Source organism: Nonomuraea sp. K271 (assembly GCF_009908215.1).
Classification (GTDB): Bacteria; Actinomycetota; Actinomycetes; order Streptosporangiales; family Streptosporangiaceae; genus Nonomuraea; species Nonomuraea longispora.
The window spans coordinates 1-19,727 of the sequence record NZ_JAAAHR010000047.1 but is presented as its reverse complement, the minus strand read 5'-3'; the positions used below and the strand labels follow the sequence as shown (position 1 = coordinate 19,727).

The window sequence follows — 19,727 nt, the reverse complement described above, 5'->3', positions numbered from 1 at the left end:
GTGGAGGATGAGCACAGTGACAGAGCACGACACCGTTGTCCGTGGCGGCACCCTGATCGACGGCACCGGCGCCCCCGGCTACCGGGCTGATCTCGGCCTCGACGGCGGGCGGATCACCCGGATCGCCCGCCCCGCCGACGGTGACCCGCCGAGGGGCCGCACCACCGTCGACGCGTCAGGTCTGGCGGTCACGCCGGGCTTCATCGACCTGCACTCGCACGCCGACTTCAGCGTCGAAGGCTGGCCTCAGGCCACCACCCAGCTCCACCAGGGAGTGACGACCCTGGTGACGGGGAACTGCGGGTGGTCGCCGTTCCCGCAGGATGCGGCGGGCCTGCTGCGCGAGTGGAGCGACTTCCTCGCTCCCGAGACCGGGTGGGACTTCGCCGACACCGGGGGGTTCGCGGCCACGGTGTCCGGCGCGCGGCCCGCCGTCAACCTGGCGTTGCAGGTCGGGCACGCGGCACTGCGGGTCGCCGTCATGGGGGGAGCGGAACGGCCCCCCGAGCCCGTCGAGCTCGACGCGATGCGCACGCTGCTCCGCGCGGCGGCGGCCCAGGGCGCCTACGGCTTCTCCACCGGCCTGATCTACGCTCCGGGTTCCTTCGCCACCGAGGAGGAGGTACGCGCTCTGGTGGCCGAAGCCGCGGCCGCGGGCCTGCTGTACTCGACGCACATGCGCAACGAGTCCGGGGCGCTGCTGCCGGCCGTACGGGAGGCGCTGGGCGCGGCGGAGGCCGCCGGCGGACGGCTGGAAATCTCCCACCTCAAGGCGATGGGACCGGAGAACCACGGCTCCGTCGTCACCGCGCTCGCCGAACTGGACGGGGCACGGGATCGCGGCGTGGACGCCGCCGCCGACGTGTACCCGTACACCGCCTCCAGCACCACCCTGACCTCGCGGCTCCCTCTGTGGAGCATGGACGGCGGGCCTTCCGCGCTGCTGCACAGGCTGGCCGACCCCGCCGATCGCGAACGGGTGGCCGAGGGCCTGAGATCCCGCTTCGGCCGCGACGTCGACCCCGACGGGGTCGTCATCGCCGAGCTGGGGGACGGACCCTACAGCGGTGCCGTCGGCGACAGCATCGCCGAGATCGGGCGGCGTGAAGGCACCGATCCGGCGGAGGCCGCGCTTCGCGTTCTCGCGGCACACCACGCCTCGGTGAAGATCGTCAACCACGCGATGAGCGAGGAGGACGTCGTCACGGTGCTGCGTCACCCGATGGTGTCGGTCGCCAGCGACGGCTGGGTGCTGCGGCCGCAGGGCGCGGGGCTGCCGCACCCGCGCAGCTTCGGCACCTACCCGCGGGTGCTGGGACGCTACGTTCGCGAACTCGGCGTGCTCAGCCTGCCCGAGGCCGTACGCAAGATGACCGGGCTACCGGCGCGGCGGCTGGGAATGGCCGACCGCGGCCGCCTCACCGAGGGAGCGGTGGCCGACATAGCCGTCTTCGATCCCGATAACGTCGCCGACCGCTCGACCTACACGGATCCCTGGCGGCTGTCCACCGGCTTCGCCGCCGTCCTGGTGGCCGGCGTCGCCGTACTCGCCGACGGCTCGCCCACCGGCGCGCGGCCGGGCATGGTGCTGCGCCGGCCTGGCCCCTGACCGGCCTTGGGGTTGTCATAGGGGAAGGTCCATGCCGAGCGTCCAGGATCAGGCAGCGTGAAGCCCTCGATTGGCCTGGCGGAAGGTCCGATCAACGCCGGACGGCACGCGAGACTCGCGAACCGCACTCGGACAGCGCCAATCACTCCCGATGCTCGCTCGACGGACGATCGCGATTCCGAACCACGCTGGAAGGTGGCGCGTAACCCAGGAGCGGAAGGAAGACCTCGTCGGTGACAGCGGCCAGGTCGGCATCGGATGGCCGGATTCCGAAGACCACGAAGTCGTCCCGCAGCAGGCTGATCGGCAGCGTCATCACCCGTCGCGGCCGGCGGCCGGTGGCCGGCTTTCCCTGCCGCGGAGTACTACGGCGGCTCCGTCCCGTCCGCGTCCTTCGGCGGGCAACGCGCCTATCCCGACCGAGGCGCTGGATGCGCCGCCGGAGCGGGAGCGGGTGCGCGGACGGTTCCACGTTCACCGTCGACCGATCGAGAGGTGAGGTGTCCGGCGAACACCCCACCCGTAAGGTCGTCGATCTTGAGCACGACCCAGCCTGGCAGCTGTTCACTTAGCGCCACCACCGATTGCGGGCCAGAGCCGCCAGCGCGCTGAGCAGGCCGCGTATCAGCTCAAGACGGCGGTGCCGGTTGATCGGCGCCGGGTCGTGATCTTCCTGGTCGGCAGGGTGAGCCTGTTGGTCCTCCCGGTCCGGGCGAACCAGCGCAGGGAGCCGACCGATGTCGACGGGTGGCGGCGTTCTCGGCATGGTGATCGTCGCCTCGGCAGCGAATCCCGACGCCCGGGCTTAGCCGAGCGGCTCCGCCAGCCGCTCCGGCCGGGTCCAACCGGACCAGCCACGCTCGCGCATCAGGTCCTGCATCCGCTCGGACCGTGGGTTGGACTCGGCGGCAAGTGCGTCGAGAAGGTCAAACGCCAGATCGTGGTGCGTCATCTCGCCGGAGGCGTATGCCTGCTCCGCCAGGCCGGCCAGGATGTCGGCGGCTTCCTCCAGACGCGGGTCGTCGCCTGCGCCGCCATCTAAGATCTCCGACAGGATCCGATAGAGCCGAACGAGTTGCGGGTCCTCGAGCTGCGCGAGCTTCCAGTGCATAACCTCGGGGATGTGGTCGGGCCAGCGAGCCGCAACCAGGATCCACCCGTACCGCTCACCCTCCACCACCCGCTTTGACACCCCGATCTCCCGGAGCCGATCGAGAAAGGCGACCACCTCCGGAGGGAGCGCCAGGCTGTCCCCGGCAGCGAGCTGCGCGATCTGCTTGCGGCTGGCGTCAAGCCGTTCGATCTCGTCGCGCAGGTGGCTGTCGATCCTTCGGACCGCTTCGGTAAAGGTCGATGCGTCTGCTTCGAGCATCTGACCGATCTGAGACAGCGGCACGCCGGCGTTGGCGAGGGTGCGGATCTTGATGAGGGACACGACTGCCGTTGCGCCGTACCGCCGGTAACCCGAGGCATCCCGCTCCGGCTCTGGCAGGAGTCCGATCTGGTGATAGTGCCGCACCGCCCGCACCGTGACGCTGGCATAAGCCGCCAGTTGACCGATCGTCAACATGCTCTGATCCTGCCCTCAAACTCGCCCACACCCGGTCGACGCCAACTCAGGAGATCCTGCCACAGTGGGAGATGTTGGCGAAGATGTAGGCAACGTTGCGCATGCCGACGCACCAAGCGAGGACGGTCCAGATGTCGGTGCCGACCGGTCGCTGTGTGAGCAGGCCGCGGATCGCGTTGATGATGCAGGCCACCGGCTGGTCCATCTTGGATGTCCATCAAGAGCCGCAAGGCGGTGTCGGCGATGCCCGACGCGATCGTGATGAGCAGGCTGCCGGGCAGCGGGTGGTGCACATACTCCTTGCAGCGTCGCCCGGAGTTCCGTCACACGCGGGCTCTCAACCAAGGCAGGACCGGACGGCCTTGGCCAGGTTCGACGCCCGCGGATCGTCGGGCCGGAAATTCCAAAGGTTTGTGACGTAGCCGAAGCCAACACCGGCATCGGGGTCGCCGAGGGCGATCGATCCGCCGGAACCCGGGTGGCCGAACGACCCAGGCCCGACCATCGGCACTGGAGGGCATGCTCGCCAGAACCCCAGCGACATGTAGAAGGAGCGGTCGGCCGGGATGTCCAGGCCCGGCGGCAGTCCGTACATCCGTGTCTTGTCCGTCTGGACGGCTGTCATCCTCTCAACCGTTGACGGATCGAGCAGCCGAACCCCGTCGACGTCGCTGACCGTGGCAGCGTACATGCGCGCCAGCGAGCGCGCGTCCGCAAGCATGTTCGCGGCCGGGAACTCCGCCGCGCGCCAGGCACGCGTCAACGTATACTCCCCAGACGCGTTGTCCAAGGCGCCACCGAGCTCGCCGGCGCGCATCTGGATCGAGCCCGGGCTCCACATGGATTCGACCCAGGCGGTGACCGTGTCCGCATCGAGCCCAGTGGTCGCGATCATCCCGGCGAGCAACTCTTCTACCCTGAACGGAGCGGCGTAGTGGAGCCGGGCCACCCGGTCCTCGTGTTCCTCGGGCATCCCGATCCAAGCGCTCAGCCCGAGCGGGGCGGCCACCTCCTCGGCGAAGAACGCGCCGAGTGACTTGCCGGTGATCCGACGCACGACCTCCCCGACCAGAAACCCGTAGGTGACGGCGTGGTAGACGTGCTCTGTGCCCGGCTCCCACAGCGGCTCCTGCGACTCGAGTGCACGGATGACCGGGTGCCACGCGCACGCCTGCTCGAACGCCAGCGGTCCGTCGACGAGCGGGAGGCCGGCCTGGTGTGACAGCAGCCAGCGCACTTTGATCTGTTCCTTGCCGTTGGCGCCGAACTCCGGCCAGTACCGGGCCACCGGGGCGTCCAGATCCAGCTCACCGCGCTGTGCCAGCATATGGGCACAGATTGCGGTGGCGCCCTTCGTCGTGGATGCAACCTGGACGATCGTGTCCTCGCTCCACGGTCGGTTCGCCTCGCGATCGGCGAGCCCGCCCCACAGGTTGGCGACGGGACGGCCGCCCACGTACACGCTGCACGCCGCGCCGACCTCGCCGGGCGCCTCGAAGTTCGCGCGGAACGCGTCAGCGAGCTTTCCCCAGCCTTCCGCTGCACCGTGCTCGAGATCGTCACCACCACTCAGGGAGCGGTTGTCGCGGCCCTCATTGGCTGTCATTCGGATATCCATTCTCTCGTTACGGTTTTGCCGCCCGGGTGCCGCCATCGATGGCGCTGGTCAGCTGTTCCCCTCGGACTGATCCACTGACTCTCCGCGTGGCTCCGAGGAGAGTCCTCGGCGAACTCCACAGGGTCCGCCCCGGACGACTTCGCGGATCGGGTTCCGTTCACCGCGCTCTGCTGTAGCGGGCGCGACCTCGGAGGGATGTTCCAGCACCTCCCGGGGCCCTTCCGATCGGACGGCGCCTACGCGCAGAAGACACAAGTGGCCACCTCGAAGTCCACGGCGCGCAACACCGCGGCTCCTTGTACGACTTCTCCAGATCCTGCACGTGGATCGCCGGCCCCTGTACCCGATTGCTTGTGGGAGGGCTGCTCATGACAGCCAGCATGGAGGGCTGACGCAGCGTCAAGGTCAAGCCCACAGGGCGGATTCGATTCTCTGCGTACGCCGATCGTCCGGAACCCGGTGCAGGCCAGTTCCCCGGCCTCACCGCGTGCCAGCAGCACGACCCGATCAGCGGGTGCCGGCGAGGCGCGGGTGAGGCCGGCGCGGGTTGCCGTCCACCGGGCACCGGCCCGCCGCCCAGCGGCCCCGTGCGGTGGCCCCGTGCGGCGACCCGGGGCCGGCCTGCCTTCGTGACGTGCTCAGGTCCCTGGCCGCACCTCCCGGACGCATTCCAGGCGACCGGTCATGTCGGGCGGCTCGTCACGGCCCTGCCTGGACGGGTCAGCTTTATCCGGCCAAGATCCCCGGAGGCTACAGCTAGGCCCAGAACAGGTGATGGCCGACCTGCGCATCCGCGCAGTGTTCTCGCTGCCCGGCCAACCGCGCGGCCGCGGAAAGGACGAGTGCCTCTTCGGCACCTTCAACCAGATGTGCCTGTCCCAAGGGCGGCGACGACAGGCGGCTTGTGCCCGTGGCCGCGTTCAGGTCGCCGGGTGGTCTGTCGCGGCGTGTGTCCGCCGCGACCCAAGTGGCTGGGTGAATCGCAGCATGTTGCCGGAGGGATCGAGGAAGGCGCAGTCGCGGACGCCGTCAGGCTGGGTGATCGGTTCCTGCATCACTTCGGCGCCTGCGGCCTCGAGGTACTCGAAGGTGGCGTCGCAGTCGTCGGTCTGAAAGATCAGACGGCTCAGCAGGCCCTTGGCGATCAGATCCTTGATGGCCTGCCGATCGACCGGCGAGGCCCCTGGGTCCGCGCCGGGCGGCTGGAGTAAGATCTGCATGCCCGGCTGCGAGGGCGGGCTGACGCTCGTCCACCGCATTCCCTCGAATTCGACGTCGTCGCGTACGGCGAAGCCGAGCACGTCCCAGTAGAAGCCGAGCGCCTCTTCGATGTCGTGGACGGTGAGGGTGCAGGAGGCCAGTCTGAGATCCATGCCTGCCCTGCGACCCGGTTGGGAAGGCCGGCTCATCGCCGCTCCGTGTTGCCGGTGCCGAGAAGGACAATGTCGTGGTCGCGGACCCGGTCGGGGTCGGCGTCGATGGCGATGTGGGTGATCTTCCCATCGCTGATGGTGAATGCGAAGACGGCCTTCGGCTGGCCCCGGTGTGCCCAGACAGCCGCAGGGACGCCGTCGACCAGAGCGAGCCGGGCGGCCTCGGCTCGTCCGGAGAAGAAGGAGGCCACCGCGCGTGCGCCGCGGAGCTCGACCGCCACGACGTCCGGATCGAGTAGTTCGAGCAGGGCGTTGAAGTCCCCGTTGCGGGAGGCGGCCAGGAAGGCCTCGACGATGTCCCGCTTGGCCGATTGCGCGGCATCGGAGGCTTCGGCCGTTCCTTGCACCCGACGCCGGGCTCGGCTGGCCAGTTGCCGGGCCGCCGCCGGGGAGCGGTCGATGATGGGGCCGATTTCGGCGAATGACACGGCGAAGACGTCGTGCAGGACGAACGCGAGCCGTTCGGCGGGGGTCAGCGTGTCCAGCACCACCATCAGCGCGACACCGACCGAATCGGCGAGCAGCGCCTCATCCTCGGGTCCGGTCTGACCGTTCGGGTGGACGCTGGGCTGTGGTGTGGCCGGTTCGGGCGGCAGCGCCCCGGCCACGTCCTCTCGCCGGGTTCGGCGTGCCTCGAGCATGTTCAGGCAGACCCGGGCGACGATCGTGGTCAGCCACCCTCCCGGGTTCTCTACCTGGCTGGTGTCGGCACGGCTGACCCGCAGCCACGCCTCCTGCACCGCGTCCTCGGCCTCGCCGGATGAGCCGAGCATCCGGTAGGCGACCGCGTGCAAGCGAACCTGGTGCTCGGCGAACCGCTCGCTCAGCCAGTCCTGCTCGATCATCTGTCACATTCCTCCGTCTAGCCGGTCATTACTGATTGACCGGTGAATACACGCCGATGTGACATCCGGCGTTTCACCTGCTGGTCATGCAGCACATACACCTCGAACAGGAGCTCAAGACATGACAGCGCACGTGATCCCGACCCTGCTCGGCGTCCAGGACATGGAGGCCGCCAAGCGGTTCTACACCGACGGGCTCGGCTGGAAGGTCAAGAACGACTACGGCATTTCGGTGTTCTTCGAGTCCGACGGCGCCTCTCCCATCGGCCTTTACGGCCGGGCAGGCCTGGCCAAGCTGGTGGGCACGAGCTCGGAGGGCAGCGGCTTCAGTGGGCTGGTCCTTACCTACGAGGTCAGTAGTGAGGCGCGGGTTGACGAGGTGATGGGGGAGGCCGAGGAAGCCGGCGCCACGATCCTCAAGCCCGCCGACGCCCTGCCGTGGGGTGGGTACGGCGGCACCTTCGCCGATCCGGACGGCTACATCTGGCGCGTCGGCTACAGCGCCCAGGGCAAGGATCAGCCCTCCGCGGAGTAGCCGCAGAGGAAAGGCAAGGAACAGATCGCGAAGGTCCGCACCCTCGTCGAGCCGCCCGAGCCCATGCGAGAGCTGGAAGTCCCGCCCGAGGTGGCGGAGGCTCTCGGCGGGGGCGCGCGACCGCCAGTGACGATCACCGTCAACGGGCATCCCTGGAAGAGCCGCGTCGCCATCCTGCGCGGCCGTCACCTGCTCGGTCTCAGCAACGCCAACCGGCAGGCCGCGGGTGTCGCGATAGGTGAGGAGATCGGTGTCGAGCTGGAGCTCGACACCGAGTTACGGATCGTCGTCCCCGCGGAGTTCGCCCGAGCCCTCAACGACGACCCGGCCGCCCGCACCGCCTGCGACCGCCTCACCGGACAGCCGCAAACGTGAGCGCGTGCGCGCCATGGAGAGCGTGAGGAAGCCCGGAACGCGCCGGCGGCATAACGAGAAAGCCATCGCCGCCCTGCGGGGCTGAACCCACACCAAGACTCCGTCGGCAATGCCATCGCCGCGCGGAGGTTCGATTCCGCCCAACCTTCGGAAGAGACCGTACATGTCGAAACACCTGAAGACCGGTCTGTACTGGTTCCTGGCCCTTCAGTTCATGCTGGGAGCCGTGACCAAGTACTGGCCGGGCGACACGATATTCAGCACCGCGTACTCCGTGAAGTTCGTCGATTGGGGTTACCCCTCCTGGATGCGCTTCGTGGTCGGTGCCCTGGAAGGTGTCGCCGCTGTCTTGCTGGTGATCCCTGACCGGCGTACGCGCTTCGTGGGTGCCACAACGCTGATGTTCGTGCTCACCGGTGCGGTCACCACCCACATCGTCAACCACGATCCGGCGGTGGGAAGCTGGGCCGCGCCGACCCACCTCGTCATCATGGGCATCCTCGCACTGGCCAACTGGCCCGCCGACTGGCGACACCTCCTGTCGGCAGCCGAATCCGACGCCCTCCCTCGATGAGGTCACACGCCCCCGCGATCCGGCGGCGGCCGGGTCATGGCGGGAGGGACCGCATCGCCGAACTCGAACCGCGGTTGTCCGGCAGGTCGTGACCAGTTTCAACGCGGCGATGCGGGACCGTGCGGAGGACAAGCTCCCGCACGTCGCCGTGCCCACGCTGGTGGTCGGAGGGGAGCTCGACGGGCTCGTCCCGCAGGACTGGCCGAGGAGGCCCACCCGCGGGAAGCCACTGGCCAGGCTTGTCGTCATGCCGATGAAGCCCCACATGATCCCGTTCCGGGCTCCGGAGGCTCTGGCGTCGGACATCACGAAGTTCGCGGCCGTTGCACAGCTACGCCGTCTCCTTCGACGCGGCCACCGGAAGGCTCCGGGCGCTCCCACGAATCCTGCGGGGACCGGGATCTCCCCATGCTCGGCCATCTTCCCGGCCGTCACCTGGACCACCACCTGAGCCGGCGCCTGGTCCACCGGCGGGTTTGGCAGGTGCGGTGCCCCGGCGTCCGATGAGCGCCGATACCGCCCCGAAACCACCGCCTTGCTAAGTCTTCTGACTGTGAATGACGGCACGGATCGCGCAGCCGATCCGTGCCGTCAGCAGTGGTGTATCTTCCCCCGCACTCACCGAAAGGGTCCGTCTTTCATGAGACTTCCCAGTCGCCCCCTGCCGGCCGTCCTCACGGGCACGCTGACGCTCGTGGCCTCGCTTGTCGTGGCCACCCCGGTGGTCGCTCAGGCACAGGCGAGCGCCATCGACTGGCAATCCTGTACAGAGCCCAAGGAAGGCATGCAGTGCGCCACCATCAAGGTGCCGCTCGACTGGTCGCGGCCCAAGGGCCGGACCATCCAGATCGGTCTGGCCCGCCGCAAGGCCACCGGTCCCGCCTCCACCCGTATCGGTACCGCCCTCATGGTCCCGGGCGGCCCAGGGACCTCCGGCGTCGCCGTGCTCGCGCGAGACCCGCAGTTCACCGCGGCGGTGCAGGAGCGCTTCGACGTCGTCACCTTCGACCCGCGCGGCATCAACACCAGCACCCAGATCAAGTGCGCGACCACGCTGGTCGACAAGGTGATGAACACCCCGATGCCGCAGAGCAACGCCGCCTTCGAATCATTGAAGCTGGCCAACAAGCAGCTCAGCGAGAACTGCCGCAAGCTCTCGGGTCCCCTGTACGACCACATGGACAACCTGCATGTTGTCCGGGACATGGACGCCATCCGGGCCGCGCTGGGCGAGAACAAGATCACCCAGATCGGATACTCGTACGGAACCGTAAGGGTCCAGCAGTACGCCGCGATGTTCCCCGATCGCGTCCGGGCGAGTGTCGCCGACGGCAACGTCGACCACAGCATCGAGACCATCACCGAGATGATGGACTCCGCGACCGCCCCGGCGGAGAAAAACTTCCTCCAGTTCGCCGCCTGGTGCGACAAGACCGCTGACTGTGCCCTGTACGGCAGGGGCACCAAGAAGATCTTCGGCGAGTTGCGCGAGCGGGCCAAGAAGGGAACGCTCAAAGACCCGCTCAACGGCCAGCCGCTCGATGTGTACGGACTGTCCCGGATAGCCCTCGGCGTGAACATGCCGGAGTTGTGGAAGGACGTCGCCAGCACGTTCAAGTCCCTCTACGACGGCGGCGCCGCGATGTCCAAGCCGAAGGCCGCACCGAAGGCGAAGGCCGGGAAGACGCAGAACTTCACCCGGCAGGCGTCGTTCTGCCAGGACTGGAACTTCCGGATCAAGCAGTACTCCGAGTTGAAGACCCTGCTCTCCCGGCTCGCCGCGAAGTACCCCAACATGATGTGGAACGACGTCCATCGCGCGGCCGTCCTGGACTGCGCGGGATACCCGGGCAAGGCCACCAACCCCCAGGCGCCCCTGGAGATCGTCGGCGCGCCGCCGATAGTCATGGTGGGCAACGTGAACGAGTACGCCAGCGTCTACGCTTGGTCCAAGAACGCCGCGAAGCAGGCCGGAGCGACCCTCGTCACCTACGAGGGTTACGGGCACACCGTCTACCCCCGCACCGTCGCCTACGGGCCGAGTGACTGCGTCAACGATCTGATCGACGACTACCTGATCAACCTCAAGGTCCCGGCGCGTGGCAGTAGCTGCGCGGGCATCGAGGTTCCGGGCACCGGAGGGCCGCGGCCGCCGCAGTCGTAGCCGATCCTCATACTTCGCCGCGCTGCCGGACACGCCTCATGGCGGTCCCGGCAGCGCCGGACGGCGAGGCACGCGCACATCGACCGGATCCGGTATACCCTCCTCGACGTGCTCGAACGGGCGGCGTCCGCCGCAACGACCGAGACGGAGGCGGCCGACCGCCTCGTCACGGAACGGCCCGAAGCCGAGCAGCCCCTGGTTCCAGCCGGGGACGCCCTCCGGCACGGCCCGGCCGCACGAGGAATGAAACCCTAAGGCAACCCGATATAGGACATCCTTACTGATATGCGTTCCTGTCCGGACGCGCGGCTTGTGAGGAGGCGGCGATGCGCGTGCTCGTGGTGGAGGACGACAAGGAGATGGCGCAGACGGTCGCCGTTGGTCTGCGCCGGGCGCGGATGGCTGTGGACGTGGCGTTCGACGGTCCGGGCGGTCTGGAGCGCGCGGTGTGCAACGACTACGACGTGATCGTGCTGGACCGGGACCTGCCCGGGATGCACGGCGACACCGTGTGCGCCCGGCTGATCGCGGCCGGGTGCCGGAGCAGGGTGCTGATGCTGACCGCCGCCGCGACGACGGACGACCTGGTCGACGGGCTCGGCCTGGGCGCCGACGACTACCTCCCCAAACCGTTCGACTTTCCCGCGCTGGTCGCGCGGGTCGGTGCGCTGGCGCGCCGCGCCCATCCGGTCGTGCCGCCGGTGCTCCGCCATGAAGACCTCGTGGTCGACACCGCGCGGCGCAGGGCGAGCCGGGGAGATCGGCCGCTGGAGCTCGCGCCCAAGGAGTTCGGCGTGCTGGAGCTGCTGCTGGCCTCCAGAGGCCGGTCCGTCTCTGCCGAGGAACTGCTCGAACGGGTCTGGGACGAGGCCACGGACCCGTTCACCAAGGCCGTGAAGATCACGATCAGCCGGTTGCGAGCCAAGCTCGGGGATCCCCCGATCATCGAGACCGTGGCCAAGAGCGGATACCGGATCTGAGGACGAACGTGCGCGTCGTGAACCGGCTCGCGAGCCGGATAGCCCTACCGCACCTGCCGCGCCGTACGGTGCGGTTGCGGATGACCCTCCTGTACGGCAGCCTGTTCCTCCTCTCCGGCGCCGGCCTGCTGACGGTCACCAACTTCCTGGTGCGCCACGCCGTCGCCCGCCTGCCTGTCAAGGGCTTCATCCCCGCCCCCGGCACCACCCCGAAGCCCGTGGACCCGTTCGCGCTTCCGCCGCCCAGCGACCACCAAGCCGAGGTCCACCTGGCGGAGGAGGCCGTGACACGTTCGATGTCCGCCCTCGTGGAGCAGTTCCTCATCCAGTCCTGGATCGCCCTCGCCCTGATGTCGGTGATCTCGATCGCGCTGGGCTGGATCGTCGCCGGGCGCATCTTGAGCCGACTGCGCACGATCACCGCGGCGGCGCGGGACATCTCGGCGACCAACCTGCATCGCCGCCTGGCCCTTGACGGCCCGGGTGACGAACTCAAGGAGTTGGGGGACACCTTCGACGACCTCCTGGGCAGGCTCGACGCCGCCTTCCGGGCACAGCGCCAGTTCGTCGCCAACGCCTCCCACGAGCTCCGTACACCTCTGGCCCGCCAGCGGGCACTCGGCCAGGTCGCCCTCTGCGACCCCGACGCCACCGTGGGCTCCCTGCGGGCGGCCCACGAGCGGATCCTCATCGCGGGCGCACAGCAGGAACGCCTCATCGAAGCGCTCCTCACCCTGACCCGCGGTTACGCGGGCATCGACGTCCATCACCCCTTCGACCTGGGCCAGCTCACCAACGAGGTCATCGAGGCCCACAGGCTCGAGGCCGTCCACCGGACCGTGACAATCCAGGCGTCGATCTCCCCCGCTCTGGCGACCGGTCACCGCCCCCTTGCCGAACGCCTCGTCACCAACCTGCTGGACAACGCCATTCGGCACAACGCACCACACGGCCGCGTAAAGATCACCACCGGGATCGTGGACGGCCACCCCGTCCTCACCGTAGCCAACACCGGTCCCGTGGTGCCGTCGAACGCCGTCGAACAGCTCTTCCAGCCGTTCCAGCGTCTCGGCACCGCCCGCGCCGACCGCGGCGAAGGGCTGGGCCTCGGCCTGTCCATCGTGCAGGCCATCGCGACCGCCCACGCCGCCACCATCACCGCCAGCGCGAGGTCTGAGGGCGGCCTGACTATCGCGGTCACCTTCCCGATCCCTCGGCCGGCCCCGCCACCCTCGGCGCAGGCCCGTACGACCCCGCTGGTCAGCTTTTGAAGCGGGTGATCGCCGGGCTACGCGAACGCGCGGCGTTGCGCCGGCACCGGCTTGGGCTCCGCTCTCAGCCCTCGCCAGCGGCGCGCACTGGAGGAGCTGGTCGTCGTGGAGGAGGGCCGCTCGGTCTTCCAAGCTGGAACCGGCTGCGGCGCAGCCCCACGACGTCAGCGGCACCGACGTGGCCAAGGCCGTCGACCGGCACCTGGAACTGCGCGTCTGGATGCCACACTGGGACTTGTCGGCCATCTCGCCGGGCCGGATCGCCGCACTGGCCCGCTTCGCCAATGCCGCCCCCGCCCAGGCCGTCAACGCCCTGGGCGGGGACCACAAGATGGCCACCCTGGTGGCCTTCGCCCAGGTGATGGAGCCGACCCCGGTCGATGAGGCCGATCGAGGTGTCGACCTGGTCGTCGGCGACTTGCTGCGCAGTGGAACTTCCTGCCACACGCGCGCGCACGTGTTTCGGATAGGGGGCCTTCACCGGGACAGTTGCCACCCGGCGGGGGACGGCGTCCTGCTCCCGAGGTTGTCTCAGACCCGAAGCGGCTGTGCTCTGGATCGCGGTTGAGGTTGACCTCGGGTCAGGGTGGAAGCTCGGCGCAGCGGCGCGACGCCGCGGACCCAACACGTCGAAGGGCGAACCACCATGACGATCATCCTTTCCGATCAGGACAAGAGCACCCTGCGGATTGCCGCGTACGGCGCCGTGACGCTGATGGCCGCCGCCGGCGCCCCTGGCAAGCCTCACAAGATCGCCACCTCCGGCAGCATCGCGCTGGGGCCGGCCACCGGTCTGATCGGGCATGTGCTCGCCGACCACCCTGAGGGCAAGGACCTGAACGGCAAGTCCGTGGCCGAGATCGCCGACCGCGTGCTGCCGGCCCTGACGGCGGCCATGAACCTCCTGAAACAGCAGGACCCGGCCGAGGCCGACAGCTTCCGCAGCACCGTCCTCGTCGCCGTCGAGACCGCCCAGACGCACCGGGGCCGGCCGAGCCCCGCCACGGCCGAGATGGCCCGCAAGATCACCGAAGCGCTCGACGCCGCCGGGGTGGCCGTCGCGGACAGCGGGGCCGTGCTGGAAGCCGCGGCCGGGCAGGATCGTCCGGAGCTGCAGAAGGCGATCGAGGAGATCGTCGAGTCCGGTTTCCTCGGGATGTCGCTGCGTGTGCGCGACGAGCGGGGCGAGTGGGCCGGCAGCGCCGGGGTGGCCGAGCTGGGCGGGACCGCCAAGCCGCCGGTCAACGGGCATGCCCGGATCGGCAGCAACACCAAGACCATCACCGCGACCCTGGTGTTGCAGCTCGTGGCCGAGGGCAAGATCGAGCTGGACACCCCGGCTGCCGTCTACCTGCCCGAGTTCGGGCTGAACGAGCGGATCACGGTGCGGATGCTGTTGCAGCACACCAGCGGGCTGTTCAACTTCACCGGCGACGACGGCGGCGACGGGACGATGGTGCCGGGGATCCCCGTGCCCTACGGCACCACGGCCAAGGAGTGGGTGGACAACCGGTTCCGCACTTACCGGCCCGAGGAACTGGTACGTCTGGCGCTGTCCAAGCCGGCCCGGTTCGCGCCGGGGACGGGCTGGAGCTATTCCAACACCAACTACGTGCTGGCCCGGCTGCTGATCGAGAAGGTCACCGGCCGCTCGCTGGCCGAGGAGCTGCAGGAGCGGATCCTGGGGCCGCTCGGGCTGTCGGGCACGGTGGTGCCGGACGCCTCGCCGGAGATCCCCGAGCCGCACGCCCACTTCTATCACTGCTACGAGGAAGACGGCGAGCGGAAGACGATCGACATCACCCGCCACAACCCCTCCTGGGTCTCCACCGGCGGTGACATGATCTCGACCAGCCAGGACCTGGCCACGTTCATCTCCGCGCTGATGGGCGGCAAACTCCTGCCGGCCCCGTTGCTGGCCGAGATGTGCGCCCCGCGCCCGACGGGCATCCCGAACATGGACTACGGGCTGGGGGTGTTCGTCCAGAAGACGGACTGCGGCGGCACCGTCATCACCCACAACGGCGGCCTGGCCGGCTCCGCGGGGATGATGTGCAGCACGCCCGGCGGCGGCAAGACCCTGACGGCCGTACTGAACTGGGTGGACGACGTCGATCTGTCCGTGGCGTCAGCATTCCAGAGCGCCCAGCGAAGGCTCGTCAACGAGGTGTTCTGCGGCGAGCAGGCCGATCCGGCTCAGCCGGCGGACTGAACATCTGTGCCCCGTACGTCTCGAAAGGCGACCCCTTCCGGCCATGCACCAGGGAGAACGCACCTGCTCGGCTGTGGTCCGCCCGGTCGCCGAGCAGGAGCACAAGGCAGGATTGTGCCGATGAACGGAGTCACGATCGGGCAGGCGGCGGCATTCGTCGGCGTCACCGTGAAGACGGTGCGCCACTACCACAAGCTCGGCCTGGTGAAGGAGCCGGAACGCGACAGCTCCGGCTACCGCAGGTACGGATCGGGCGAGCTGTTGCGGCTGGTGCAGGTCCGGACGTTGGCCGCCGCCGGGGTGCCGCTGGCCGAAGTCGGGCCCCTGCTCGACGCCGACCCCGCGTTGTTCGCCGCCGCGCTCGCCGGTGTCGAGCGGCAGCTCACCGAACGGATCGAGGAGCTGATCGCGCGCCGTGACATGCTGCACCGGCTCGCCGACGGCGACCGGGCTCCGCTGCCCAACCGCGCCCTGGCGCTGCTGGAGCGGCTGTCCGGCCTCGGCTTCCCCGCCGACGAGGTGGCGGCCACCAGGGAGGGCTGGGTGCTGGCCAGGGCCCTGGTCCCCGAGGGCTTCGACGACTACCTCACCCATGTCGAGCACGCCCTCGACGACCCCCGCTTCGTCGCGTTGATCAAGCGCGCCACCGAAGCTTCGAGCTGGGAGCCGGACGACCCGCGCATTGCCGACCTCGCCACCGCCATCGCCGACCACTTCCTCGCCAACCCCGCACACCTGAAGATCGTGACCAGCCTGCAAGCCCGCACCGACGCCGCGGCCCGGTACCACCTGATCGCCCACCACGGCGAAGAGCAGGGATCGGCCACCTCCCGGGGGGTCGCGCTCATCGAGGCCAAACTCCGCGCCGCGGGCATCCGTATCCCCAGACCGGACACCCACTGACCGCGCCGGTCCCCAGGCCGAAGGACCGGGACCGGCCGGGAGCTCCGGACGCCGGAATCGCCGGCGACGGGGACTGGCGACCGCTGGCCGAGCTGCTCACGGGCCTGGCGGCTCTCGCCCATGGGCTGCTGCTCGACGTGTCGCCCCGAAACCTCCGCTGGTTGCGGGGCTCCACCGGTCCGTTGCCGCTTCGCCTGACTCGTCTGTCGGGTTGGCTAGCTCGCGACCCCGCCCACACAGCCGGAGTACTGTATCGGAGCGTCGTCCGCGAACAGCTCGAACCGCTGGCCGCCAATCCCGATGATCTCTTCTGGAGGCACTGCCCTGGGGGCGGCACCTCAACGATCGGCGCGAGGAGTTCGGCGCAGCAGGTAGGTGTCCATGATCCATCCCTTGCGGGCGCGCGCTTCGGCGCGGAGCTCGCGGATGCGGTCGCCGACCTCGGCGACGTGCCCGGAAACCAGGATCTCGTCAGGGGTGCCCAGGTAGGCGCCCCAGTAGATGTGGAAGTCGTCCAGGCCGGCGAAGGAGCAGCGGGCGTCCAGCATGACGACCATGTCGTCGGCGGTGGCGCCCTCCTCGGCCAGGCGGCGCCCCGTGGTGAGGTGGACGGGCCGTCCGACCTGGTTGAGGCTGGTGCGGTGGCGGGCGGTCAGGGTGGCCACGCTGCTGATGCCGGGGATCACCTCGTACTCGAACGTGACGTTGCCGCGCTGGAGGATCTCTTCGACGATGGCCAGCGTGCTGTCGTACACGCCCGGATCTCCCCAGACCAGGAACGCCCCTGTTTCGCCGTCGGTCAGTTCCTCGCTGATGAGCGCTTCGCAGGCCAGGGCTCTGCGCGAGCGCCAGTCCTGGACGGCTGCGGTGTAGGCGGAGGCGTCCCGGTCGCGTTCGGGGTCGCGGGCCTCGGCGATCCGGTACGGCGGGCGGCCGTGTTCGGCGATCAGGTCCTGCCGGAGTCGCATCAGTTCGTCTTTCACCTCGCCCTTGTCGACGAGGAGGAACACGTCCGTGCGGGCGATGGCCTTGGCCGCCTGAAGGGTGAGATGGTCGGGATCGCCCGCGCCGATGCCGATGACGAGTAGCCGCTTCACCCATAAGAGTGTGCCAGAGCGGGAGATATACGATATCGCTCGCTAAAGCACCCGAGGAGGACCGTGGATCTGGCCGAGCAGGGCGAGGGCTTCGCCGCGTTCTGGCAGGAGCGGCATCTGTGCACGATCGCCACCTCTCGCCCCGGCGGGCCGCCGCACGCGGTCCCGGTGGGGGCCACGCTGGACCTGGCGACGGCGACCGCCCGTGTGATCACCTCCGGATCTTCGTACAAGGCCAGGCTCATCGCCCGGTCCGGCCCGTCCGGCGCGCTGGTGGCGCTGACGCAGGTGGACGGCCGCCGGTGGTCGACGCTGGAGGGCCTCGCCGTGCTGCGGACCGAGCCGGAGCAGGTGGCCGACGCCGAGCGCCGCTACGCCGCCCGCTACAAGCCGCCGCGTCCGAACCCGTCCAGGGTGGTCGTGGAGATCAGGGTGACGAACGTGCTGGGCAACGTGTGATCACCGTCGTCGGCATCGGCGCGGACGGCTGGGACGGGCTGCCCGCCGAGTCGCGCCGTGCGCTGGAGGCGGCGGAGGTCCTCATGGGCAGCACCCGGCAGCTCGGCCTCGTGCCGGCTTCCACCGCCGAACGGGTCGTCTGGCCGTCACCGCTGCTTCCGGCGCTGCCCGCGCTGATGGAGGAGTACGCCGATCACAATACGTGCGTGCTGGCCAGCGGCGACCCGATGTTCTACGGCATCGGCTCCACCCTGGTGCGGCTGCTGGGCGCCTCGCGGGTCCGGGTGCTGTCGCACCTGTCGTCGCTGTCGCTGGCGTGTGCCCGGCTCGGCTGGCCGGTCGAACAGGTGGAGGTGGTGAGCCTCGTGGGCCGCCCGCCGGCGGCTCTGAACGCCGCACTGCTGCCGGGACGGCGGATCGTCGTGCTCGGCGCGGGGGTCGACTCGCCGTCCTTGGTGGCGGGGCTGCTGGTCGGGCGGGGGTACGGCCCTAGTCCGATGACGGTGCTGTCGGATCTGGGCGCGGCGGCGGAGTCGGAGCTGCGGAGCACGGCAGACGGATGGGCGGCGTCCGCGCCCTCCTCCTTGAACGTGATCGCGATCGAGTGCGTCGCCGAGCCGGGCACCGAGCCGCTGGCCCGCGTCCCCGGCCTTCCTGACTCGGCGTTCGAGCACGACGGACAGCTCACCAAGCGCGAGGTCCGCGCCGTCAGCCTGTCGCGGCTGGCACCGGTGCCCGGCGAACTGCTGTGGGACGTCGGCGCGGGGGCGGGCAGTATCGCCATCGAGTGGATGCGCAGCCACCCGGCGTGCGCCGCCGTCGCGGTCGAGAGCCGGGCCGATCGGGCCGCCGCGATCCGGCGCAACGCCGATGCACTCGGCGTGCCGTCGCTGCGGGTCGTCGAGGGCAGGGCGCCCACCGCCCTGGACGGATTGCCCGCACCGGACGCCGTGTTCGTCGGCGGTGGCACGACCGTGCCCGAACTGCTGGACAGGTCCTGGGCGGCGCTGCGGCCCGGCGGCAAGCTCGTGGTCAACGCCGTCACCCTGGAGTCCGAGGCCGTCGTGGCCGGATGGTACGCCCGGCTCGGCGGCGATCTGGTGCGTCTGGCCGTGCAGCGAGCCTCGCCCGTCGGCTCGTTCACGGGATGGCGGGCCGCGATGCCGGTGACCGTCTGGTCGGTCACCAGGAAGGATCGGCCGTGACCGTCCACTTCATCGGAGCGGGCCCAGGCGCCGCCGATCTGATCACGCTGCGCGGGCTGCGGCGGCTGGAGTCCTCGCCGGTGTGCCTGTACGCGGGCTCGCTGGTGCCGCGTGAGCTCCTCGCCTCCTGCCCGGCGGATGCGAGGCTGGTGGACACGGCGAGCCTGACGCTGGACGAGATCGTCGCGGAGCTGGCCGACGCCCACGATCAGGGCCTGGACGTGGCCCGGCTGCACTCGGGCGACCCGTCGGTGTTCAGCGCGGTGGCCGAGCAGATGCGTCGGCTGGACACGCTCGGGGTGCCGTACGAGGTGGTGCCCGGAGTGCCGGCGTTCGCGGCGGCGGCGGCCTCGCTCGGCCGCGAGCTGACTGTGCCCGGGGTCGGCCAGACGATCATCCTGACCCGCACCTCGGCACGGGCCACGCCGATGCCCGAGGGTGAGGACTTGACGACGCTCGCCGCCAGTGGCGCGACGATGGTGCTGCACCTGGCCGTTCAGCGGATCGACGCGGTGGTGGCCGGACTGCTGCCCTCCTACGGCCCCGACTGCCCGGTCGCGGTGGTCGCGCGGGCCAGCAGGGCTGATGAGGTGATCCTGCGCGGGACATTGGCAGACATCGCCGGTCAGGTCCACGAGGCCGGCATCCGGCGCACGGCGGTGATCGTCGTCGGGCGGGTGCTCTCGGCGACGCAGTTCCCCGACAGCCACCTCTACAGCGCGGAACGGGCACGGCCGTGCGCCGGGTCCTGATCCTGGGCGGCACCGCCGAGGCGCGTGCCCTGGCCGCCGAGTTGGCCGGCGGGGGGACGTACGCGGTGTCGTCGCTGGCCGGCCGGGTGACCAATCCTCGGCTGCCGGTGGGGGAGGTGCGGGAG

Annotated in this window: 22 protein-coding genes; 15 read left to right on the top strand and 7 right to left on the bottom strand. The window is 69.8% G+C overall.

Annotated elements, in window-relative coordinates; all coding sequences use genetic code 11:
- Positions 1–7 precede the first annotated feature (7 nt).
- The gene (locus GUY59_RS18335; protein WP_138201058.1) at positions 8–1,609 is read left to right on the top strand and encodes an N-acyl-D-amino-acid deacylase family protein; all 1,602 of its coding nucleotides are present in this window, start codon (positions 8–10) and stop codon (positions 1,607–1,609) included.
- 142 nt (positions 1,610–1,751) lie between these two features.
- Here GUY59_RS18335 and GUY59_RS18330 read toward each other — a convergent pair whose 3' ends face one another.
- From GUY59_RS18330 to GUY59_RS18305, 6 genes are all read right to left on the bottom strand, one after another.
- Positions 1,752–1,925 carry a hypothetical protein gene (locus GUY59_RS18330; protein WP_161714595.1) on the bottom strand — a complete coding sequence of 58 codons (174 nt, stop codon included), beginning with the start codon at positions 1,923–1,925 and terminating at the stop codon, positions 1,752–1,754.
- A gap of 489 nt (positions 1,926–2,414) precedes the next feature.
- Positions 2,415–3,179 carry a MerR family transcriptional regulator gene (locus tag GUY59_RS18325; protein ID WP_138201057.1) on the bottom strand — a complete coding sequence of 255 codons (765 nt, stop codon included), beginning with the start codon at positions 3,177–3,179 and terminating at the stop codon, positions 2,415–2,417.
- Positions 3,180–3,225: 46 nt separating this feature from the next.
- Positions 3,226–3,384 carry a hypothetical protein gene (locus GUY59_RS18320; protein ID WP_161714594.1) on the bottom strand — a complete coding sequence of 53 codons (159 nt, stop codon included), beginning with the start codon at positions 3,382–3,384 and terminating at the stop codon, positions 3,226–3,228.
- Positions 3,385–3,516: 132 nt separating this feature from the next.
- On the bottom strand, positions 3,517–4,785 hold the full coding sequence (locus GUY59_RS18315) for a serine hydrolase domain-containing protein (protein ID WP_138201056.1): 1,269 nt from the start codon (positions 4,783–4,785) through the stop codon (positions 3,517–3,519).
- Positions 4,786–5,717: 932 nt separating this feature from the next.
- Complete coding sequence (locus tag GUY59_RS18310; protein WP_138201055.1) at positions 5,718–6,170, bottom strand: VOC family protein; 453 nt, start codon at positions 6,168–6,170, stop codon at positions 5,718–5,720.
- 32 nt (positions 6,171–6,202) lie between these two features.
- The gene (locus GUY59_RS18305; RefSeq protein ID WP_138201054.1) at positions 6,203–7,075 is read right to left on the bottom strand and encodes a sigma-70 family RNA polymerase sigma factor; all 873 of its coding nucleotides are present in this window, start codon (positions 7,073–7,075) and stop codon (positions 6,203–6,205) included.
- A gap of 121 nt (positions 7,076–7,196) precedes the next feature.
- Between GUY59_RS18305 and GUY59_RS18300 the strand changes: the two genes are divergently transcribed.
- The 10 genes from GUY59_RS18300 (at position 7,197) to GUY59_RS18255 (ending at position 16,089) form a co-directional block, all read left to right on the top strand.
- Positions 7,197–7,610, top strand: a complete 414-nt coding sequence (locus GUY59_RS18300) for a VOC family protein (RefSeq protein ID WP_138201053.1) — start codon at positions 7,197–7,199, stop codon at positions 7,608–7,610.
- 63 nt (positions 7,611–7,673) lie between these two features.
- Positions 7,674–7,985, top strand: a complete 312-nt coding sequence (locus GUY59_RS18295; protein WP_201761023.1) for a DUF1905 domain-containing protein — start codon at positions 7,674–7,676, stop codon at positions 7,983–7,985.
- 163 nt (positions 7,986–8,148) lie between these two features.
- Complete coding sequence (locus tag GUY59_RS18290) at positions 8,149–8,559, top strand: DoxX family protein (RefSeq protein ID WP_138201052.1); 411 nt, start codon at positions 8,149–8,151, stop codon at positions 8,557–8,559.
- Positions 8,560–8,647: 88 nt separating this feature from the next.
- Complete coding sequence (locus GUY59_RS18285; RefSeq protein ID WP_138201051.1) at positions 8,648–9,010, top strand: alpha/beta fold hydrolase; 363 nt, start codon at positions 8,648–8,650, stop codon at positions 9,008–9,010.
- Between the two features lie 189 nt (positions 9,011–9,199).
- Positions 9,200–10,723, top strand: coding sequence for an alpha/beta hydrolase (locus tag GUY59_RS18280; protein ID WP_138201050.1), 1,524 nt, complete (start codon positions 9,200–9,202; stop codon positions 10,721–10,723).
- Between the two features lie 326 nt (positions 10,724–11,049).
- On the top strand, positions 11,050–11,703 hold the full coding sequence (locus GUY59_RS18275; RefSeq protein WP_138201049.1) for a response regulator transcription factor: 654 nt from the start codon (positions 11,050–11,052) through the stop codon (positions 11,701–11,703).
- Between the two features lie 8 nt (positions 11,704–11,711).
- A complete protein-coding gene (locus GUY59_RS18270; protein WP_201761022.1) occupies positions 11,712–12,974 on the top strand; it encodes a sensor histidine kinase in 1,263 nt (420 codons plus the stop codon).
- Between the two features lie 178 nt (positions 12,975–13,152).
- Entirely contained in the window at positions 13,153–13,542 is a 390-nt protein-coding gene (locus GUY59_RS18265; protein ID WP_138201048.1) for a hypothetical protein, read from the top strand.
- A 78-nt stretch (positions 13,543–13,620) separates the two neighbouring features.
- Positions 13,621–15,186, top strand: a complete 1,566-nt coding sequence (locus GUY59_RS18260; protein ID WP_236667258.1) for a serine hydrolase domain-containing protein — start codon at positions 13,621–13,623, stop codon at positions 15,184–15,186.
- A gap of 120 nt (positions 15,187–15,306) precedes the next feature.
- Positions 15,307–16,089 carry a MerR family transcriptional regulator gene (locus GUY59_RS18255; RefSeq protein ID WP_138201047.1) on the top strand — a complete coding sequence of 261 codons (783 nt, stop codon included), beginning with the start codon at positions 15,307–15,309 and terminating at the stop codon, positions 16,087–16,089.
- 338 nt (positions 16,090–16,427) lie between these two features.
- On the opposite strand, the gene cobF is transcribed toward GUY59_RS18255, so the two are convergent.
- Entirely contained in the window at positions 16,428–17,186 is a 759-nt protein-coding gene (gene cobF / locus GUY59_RS18250) for a precorrin-6A synthase (deacetylating) (RefSeq protein ID WP_138201046.1), read from the bottom strand.
- Positions 17,187–17,249: 63 nt separating this feature from the next.
- Here cobF and GUY59_RS18245 point away from each other — a divergent pair, with 63 nt between their 5' ends.
- The 4 genes from GUY59_RS18245 to GUY59_RS18230 all read left to right on the top strand — a co-directional run.
- Positions 17,250–17,645 carry a pyridoxamine 5'-phosphate oxidase family protein gene (locus tag GUY59_RS18245; protein WP_138201045.1) on the top strand — a complete coding sequence of 132 codons (396 nt, stop codon included), beginning with the start codon at positions 17,250–17,252 and terminating at the stop codon, positions 17,643–17,645.
- Positions 17,642–18,850 carry a precorrin-6y C5,15-methyltransferase (decarboxylating) subunit CbiE gene (gene cbiE, locus GUY59_RS18240; RefSeq protein WP_138201044.1) on the top strand — a complete coding sequence of 403 codons (1,209 nt, stop codon included), beginning with the start codon at positions 17,642–17,644 and terminating at the stop codon, positions 18,848–18,850. The genes GUY59_RS18245 and cbiE overlap by 4 nt, the downstream gene beginning before the upstream one ends.
- On the top strand, positions 18,847–19,602 hold the full coding sequence (cobM, locus tag GUY59_RS18235; RefSeq protein WP_138201043.1) for a precorrin-4 C(11)-methyltransferase: 756 nt from the start codon (positions 18,847–18,849) through the stop codon (positions 19,600–19,602). The genes cbiE and cobM overlap by 4 nt, the downstream gene beginning before the upstream one ends.
- A partial coding sequence (locus GUY59_RS18230) for a precorrin-6A/cobalt-precorrin-6A reductase (RefSeq protein ID WP_171055391.1) occupies positions 19,587–19,727 on the top strand: 141 nt, incomplete at its 3' end. The genes cobM and GUY59_RS18230, both read left to right, overlap by 16 nt.

Coding starts and splice junctions, on each gene's coding strand:
- GUY59_RS18335 (WP_138201058.1), top strand. CDS start 8: ATGAGCACAGTGACAGAGCACGACACCGTTGTCCGTGGCGGCACCCTG.
- GUY59_RS18330 (WP_161714595.1), bottom strand. CDS start 1,925: ATGACGCTGCCGATCAGCCTGCTGCGGGACGACTTCGTGGTCTTCGGA.
- GUY59_RS18325 (WP_138201057.1), bottom strand. CDS start 3,179: ATGTTGACGATCGGTCAACTGGCGGCTTATGCCAGCGTCACGGTGCGG.
- GUY59_RS18320 (WP_161714594.1), bottom strand. CDS start 3,384: ATGGACCAGCCGGTGGCCTGCATCATCAACGCGATCCGCGGCCTGCTC.
- GUY59_RS18315 (WP_138201056.1), bottom strand. CDS start 4,785: ATGACAGCCAATGAGGGCCGCGACAACCGCTCCCTGAGTGGTGGTGAC.
- GUY59_RS18310 (WP_138201055.1), bottom strand. CDS start 6,170: ATGGATCTCAGACTGGCCTCCTGCACCCTCACCGTCCACGACATCGAA.
- GUY59_RS18305 (WP_138201054.1), bottom strand. CDS start 7,075: ATGATCGAGCAGGACTGGCTGAGCGAGCGGTTCGCCGAGCACCAGGTT.
- GUY59_RS18300 (WP_138201053.1), top strand. CDS start 7,197: ATGACAGCGCACGTGATCCCGACCCTGCTCGGCGTCCAGGACATGGAG.
- GUY59_RS18295 (WP_201761023.1), top strand. CDS start 7,674: ATGCGAGAGCTGGAAGTCCCGCCCGAGGTGGCGGAGGCTCTCGGCGGG.
- GUY59_RS18290 (WP_138201052.1), top strand. CDS start 8,149: ATGTCGAAACACCTGAAGACCGGTCTGTACTGGTTCCTGGCCCTTCAG.
- GUY59_RS18280 (WP_138201050.1), top strand. CDS start 9,200: ATGAGACTTCCCAGTCGCCCCCTGCCGGCCGTCCTCACGGGCACGCTG.
- GUY59_RS18275 (WP_138201049.1), top strand. CDS start 11,050: ATGCGCGTGCTCGTGGTGGAGGACGACAAGGAGATGGCGCAGACGGTC.
- GUY59_RS18260 (WP_236667258.1), top strand. CDS start 13,621: ATGACGATCATCCTTTCCGATCAGGACAAGAGCACCCTGCGGATTGCC.
- GUY59_RS18255 (WP_138201047.1), top strand. CDS start 15,307: ATGAACGGAGTCACGATCGGGCAGGCGGCGGCATTCGTCGGCGTCACC.